The sequence below is a fragment of the Shewanella sp. 6_MG-2023 genome (assembly GCF_030547195.1).
Lineage (GTDB): Bacteria > Pseudomonadota > Gammaproteobacteria > Enterobacterales > Shewanellaceae > Shewanella.
In genome coordinates this window covers 1-5,066 of sequence record NZ_JAUOQU010000056.1, presented here as the reverse complement: position 1 = coordinate 5,066, position 5,066 = coordinate 1, and the positions used below count along the sequence as shown (strand labels likewise).

Below are 5,066 nucleotides of genomic sequence, written 5' to 3'. Positions count from 1 at the left end.
TCACGCTCTTCTGGAGCGTTATCGATTTGTGCGAAATCTTTAACTTCACCACCATATACTTTTGACAATACAGCTGAAATAGCTGCTGTAAGAGTTGTTTTACCATGGTCAACGTGACCAATTGTACCCACGTTTACGTGTGGTTTACTACGTTCAAATTTTTCTTTAGCCATGATATTGCCTCAACCCAGAGTCTTGGTAATGAAAACACATATAGAAAAAATCCGATGCATTGAATGACATCGAATCGATTAGTTTAGGAGATTAGTTTAGCATAAGACAGGACGTGCTGATTTAAAGGATTTGATTGACTTAATAACTCTGACAGAGATATTAAGCAATCAAGTCGTTCAGCAATTTGGAGCGGATGGCGGGAATCGAACCCGCGTTATCAGCTTGGAAGGCTGGAGTAATACCATTATACGACATCCGCGCAACCTGTTTAAGGCTACCTAACTACCTTTAAAAATGGTGGAGGGAGAAGGATTCGAACCTTCGAAGGCTGAGCCGTCAGATTTACAGTCTGATCCCTTTGGCCACTCGGGAACCCCTCCAGAAAAATGGTGCCGGCACCAAGAGTCGAACTCGGGACCTACTGATTACAAGTCAGTTGCTCTACCAACTGAGCTATGCCGGCTAATCATTTCGGAAACGGATATTAGGTAAATGTCGGCACAAGTGCAATAGCAAAAGCATAAAAAAGATAAAAAAAGTCTTAAATGTCGCTTTTTTAGGCTCAATTTAACAACTGCGTTCAAAAATACCTCGATTTAAACTATTGCTAAAACTATCAATGCATTTTCTATTGTTCAATATATATTGTTGGTGTACTGTGCCTGATCTAAGGAAAGGACGTTATGACATCAAATAAATTATCTCAGCAAGCACTTTATTTTTCTTTTCAGCGCCAACAATGGTCTGAATTACGTAATTCGGTGCCTTTAACACTAAGCCAAGAAGAATTAGAAAACCTTCGAGGCATGAATGAGCAACTGTCACTCGATGAAGTGACGGATATTTATTTGCCCTTAAGTCGCCTACTCAACCTGATTATCAGTGCCAAACATCAACGCAGTGAAGTGCTTGATCAGTTCTTAAGTCATAAACCGACAAAAACACCTTACATCATTAGTATCTCAGGCAGTGTTGCAGTCGGTAAGAGTACCACTGCACGTATTTTGCAAACATTATTACAACGCTGGTCAGAGCACCCAAAAGTCGAATTAGTCACCACCGATGGCTTCTTATACCCGTTAGCAGAACTTAAACAACGTAATTTGCTTAAGCGCAAAGGTTTTCCTGAAAGTTACGACATGAAAATGTTGATTGATTTTATTTCCAGCATTAAAGCTGGCGATGAATCCGTATCGGCACCGTTATATTCTCATGTCAGCTACGATAGGTTAACGGATAGTGTCCAAGAAATTAATCAGCCCGATATTTTGATTATCGAAGGCCTTAATGTATTACAGACATCATTAGATCCATCACCTGATCATAAAAGTACCTTTTTGTCAGATTATGTCGACTTCTCTATCTATGTCGATGCTGAAGAGTCACTGTTAAAACACTGGTACCAGCAACGCTTTTTGAAATTCCGACAAGGGGCTTTCAGTGATCCTGAGTCGTTTTTCCATCACTATTCGACACTGTCTGATGAAGAAGCGAATGCTACGGCAGCGAATATTTGGGACACAATTAACGGCCCCAATTTACAGTCAAACATCAAACCCAGTCGTGCCCGCGCTAACCTCATTTTAAAAAAAGCCCAGAACCACCTTGTAGACCAAGTGCTTTTACGTAAATAAATACGGTTGTTTGGCAGATGCCCTCAAGCTAATTTCGCCACCAATGTGTGATGTAAAGTTGCCATTAATCTCCAATAAAATAGCGCCTTGTTGATCAATTCCTCGACAGATCCCCGATAGAGAATGAGGTGCCATGATCAAATCCACTTCTTTATGAATGAATAAATCATGTTTTTCCCATTGCGGTATAAAAGGCGTTAAGCCTTGTAATTCAAATAGGCGTAAATCTGATTTAAGTTGTTGATGTAAATCAATCATTAAATCAGTTTTATTTGGAATCTCCGCTAAAGCACTCAAGTCACTCCATGGTTGATCAATAGCTTCAGCATGCTTATTAGACATACTCATGTTAATGCCAAAACCGATCACTAAATTACATTCATCCAAGGAATGGCCAGACAATTCAATTAAAATGCCTGCTAATTTTTTATTATCTTTATAAATATCATTGGGCCATTTTAAGCCTAAATTTTCTACACCATATTTCTCTAAGGTTTTTACAATAGAGCAGCCAACAATTAAGCTTAAGCCCATTGCTGCATTCATACCTTGATTTAAGCGCCAAAAAATTGAAGCATAAACATGGTGCCCATAGGGAGATACCCAATTACGTCCTCGCCTCCCCCTACCTGCAGATTGATATTCAGCGATACAAATATCACCTGTTTTCAATTCATCAGCGTGTTGCAACATAAAGGCATTGGTGCTGTTAATGTCATCAAAATAAAAGCAACGATTATCTATTGCAGCCAATAGTTTTGCCTCATCAAATAATGGTAATGGGTTAGATAACTTATAGCCTTTGCCTTTAACACTGTATATATCTACGCCATAATCAAGTAACTGGCTGATGTGGTTGTTTACCGCGGTGCGTGATAAACCCACTTTTTGAGCAATTTGCTCACCAGAGACATAATCACTATGATCAAGCAAAGCTAGGATCTGTTTCTTTTTAACCCAATGACCATTCATATCAGATATCTACCTCGCCTTTTGAGCCAATAATTCTTGGTTCCGGTTCTAAATTTATATTAAATTTATCGTAAACTTTATTCATCACCGCATGAGCTAATTGACAAATATCATTACCCGTTGCCCCACCGAGGTTAACGAGCACTAGTGCTTGCTTGGTATGCACGGCAGCACGGCCTACTGTAAAGCCTTTTAAATTAGCTTCATCAATTAACCAACCTGCGGCAATTTTAATCGTGCCGTCAGTTTGCGCGTAGCCGACAAGATCACTAAATTCGGTTAATAACTCAAGATACTGCTTAGCTGAAATAATCGGGTTTTTGAAGAAACTACCAACATTACCAAGTACCTTAGGATCCGGTAATTTACTTTGCCTCACATCACATACTGTTTCAAATATTATTTGTGCGCTAACACTGTCATCCTGTAAGTGTTTTAGTGGTCCATATTCAAGATTAGGCGCCCACAACTTAGGTAATCTAAATTCAACCTCGGTGATGACAGCCTTATCCTTAAGCTGGTGTTTAAAAATTGAATCTCGGTAACCAAACTGGCACTGATCTGCATCAAGGGTTATCAACTGAGATGTCGTATAGTCATAGTATTCTACTTGAGAGCAGAAATTATCGATTTCTACACCGTAAGCACCAATATTTTGAATAGGCGCGGCGCCAACTGTGCCTGGAATTAACGCTAGATTCTCTAAGCCGTTAATGCCATTTTCTAAACAGTATTCAACAAAATCATGCCAATTTTCACCTGCTTGAACTGATAAGATGAAATTAAACTCATCTTCAACGACCTTAATTCCTTTTGTAAGCACTTTTATAATGGTGCCATTGAAATCATCGGTAAATACAACATTACTGCCACCGCCTAAGATCAACATAGGCTTAGATTCACTGACAAGCTTAGAAACGACTGAAATCAGTTGTTTTTTTGAGTCAACTTCAACAATAGCGTCGCAACATTGTGTTAAGGCCAAGGTATTATGGGGAGCTAAACTTACAGGCATAAAGGCATAGTTCTAACGAAAAATAATGAACACTATTGTACTTAAGATATATACAAATGGCGAAATAAGTCTCTTTTGATTAATAAATTACTACATCCCGTAGGTTTTTATATCAAAACGTCTTAGCACTACTCGTGTCATATCAATATCTCTAAAAAACCTATAAAACTTTGCCTATTGAGCACCGGGAGCTTAATTTGTCTTCTATTAAAATAATATCCATAGACATATATATTGAAAGCCAGAAATGAAAAAGCCCGCTACATAATATCGGGCTTGATACTGATTAGACGCTTGTTGATGTTGATCAACAAATAAACCCTTCGTACTTTATATCTGTGTAGAGTCGCTATAAAGCCTTGCTGAATTTAGATCAGCATTAAGGTCTGCTTTGTCATGAACATTTTCCCACTCTCACCGAACAATATTATCTAGCAGGTGATGATTCAAGCTCTCATGGTTAGTACATATTTCACTTTCCCCGAAAACGGATAGAGCCCTGACTATTAAGTCAGGGCTCTATCGACTCTTTAATGAGTGATATTAGGCGCTTGGCGGTAATCTACTTTCACATGGGCATTCGCCCAGACTCGCAGCTCACGCCGATATGTAGCAGTAAATGACTCAAGTAATCTGCGTTAGGATTTATTCTTTTTCCCCAAATACAAAAAAGCCCTAACTGTTAAATCAGGACTTTATCGACTCTCTTACGAGAGAAATTAGGCGCTTGCGATGTTCAGCTGCGGATAAATATTTCGCGTTCCATATCTGTATAAAGCGTTGCTTTATAACCACAGACATTCCCCCCTAGTTTCACATAGGCAATCGCTCACACTCACCGCTCACGATATTATCTAACAGCTGATGACTCAAGTTATCAGCATTAGGGTTTATTCTTTTGGCCTGAAACGAAAAAAGCCCTGACTGTTAAGTCAGGGCTTTATCGATTCTCTATCGAGAAATATTAGGCACTTGGCGTTGTTCAGCTGCGGCTAAATCCTCCGCCTTTCATGTCTGTATAAAGCGTTGCTTTATAAACACAGACATTGCACCCTACTTCACCCTATATTGATCGAAAGTCGTAAACGAAAAAATCCCTGACTCGTAGAGTCAGGGATTATTCGTAACTTTTGTTCTTACTTTTAAAAAGTAAGATAAATTATGCGCTTGGCAATGACCTACTTTCACATTGGCATTCGTCCACACTCACCGCTCACGCTGATATGTTGCAGCTAATAACTCAAATTATCAGCATTAGGTATTGTTGTTTT

At 39.0% G+C, this 5,066-nt stretch carries 4 protein-coding genes and 3 tRNA genes; 1 reads left to right on the top strand and 6 read right to left on the bottom strand.

The genetic code is table 11. From position 1 onward, the window contains the following. The 4 genes from Q4533_RS19385 to Q4533_RS19370 form a co-directional block, all read right to left on the bottom strand. A partial coding sequence (locus Q4533_RS19385) for a GTP-binding protein (protein WP_303446844.1) occupies positions 1 to 173 on the bottom strand: 173 nt, incomplete at its 3' end. Positions 174 to 359: 186 nt separating this feature from the next. Next, positions 360 to 433 (bottom strand) — tRNA-Gly (locus Q4533_RS19380). A gap of 36 nt (positions 434 to 469) precedes the next feature. Beyond that, positions 470 to 554: transfer RNA gene (locus Q4533_RS19375), tRNA-Tyr, on the bottom strand. Between the two features lie 7 nt (positions 555 to 561). After that, positions 562 to 637, bottom strand: a tRNA-Thr gene (locus Q4533_RS19370). A gap of 220 nt (positions 638 to 857) precedes the next feature. Between Q4533_RS19370 and coaA the strand changes: the two genes are divergently transcribed. Further along, positions 858 to 1,808, top strand: coding sequence for a type I pantothenate kinase (gene coaA / locus Q4533_RS19365; protein WP_102436324.1), 951 nt, complete (start codon positions 858 to 860; stop codon positions 1,806 to 1,808). On the opposite strand, the gene birA is transcribed toward coaA, so the two are convergent. Then, positions 1,797 to 2,780 (bottom strand): bifunctional biotin--[acetyl-CoA-carboxylase] ligase/biotin operon repressor BirA, encoded by a 984-nt coding sequence (birA, locus tag Q4533_RS19360; RefSeq protein WP_303503863.1) that lies wholly within the window; start codon positions 2,778 to 2,780, stop codon positions 1,797 to 1,799. The two genes, coaA and birA, sit on opposite strands and share 12 nt — an antisense overlap. A gap of 1 nt (position 2,781) precedes the next feature. Further along, complete coding sequence (gene murB, locus Q4533_RS19355; protein ID WP_303503861.1) at positions 2,782 to 3,795, bottom strand: UDP-N-acetylmuramate dehydrogenase; 1,014 nt, start codon at positions 3,793 to 3,795, stop codon at positions 2,782 to 2,784. Positions 3,796 to 5,066: the final 1,271 nt, after the last annotated feature.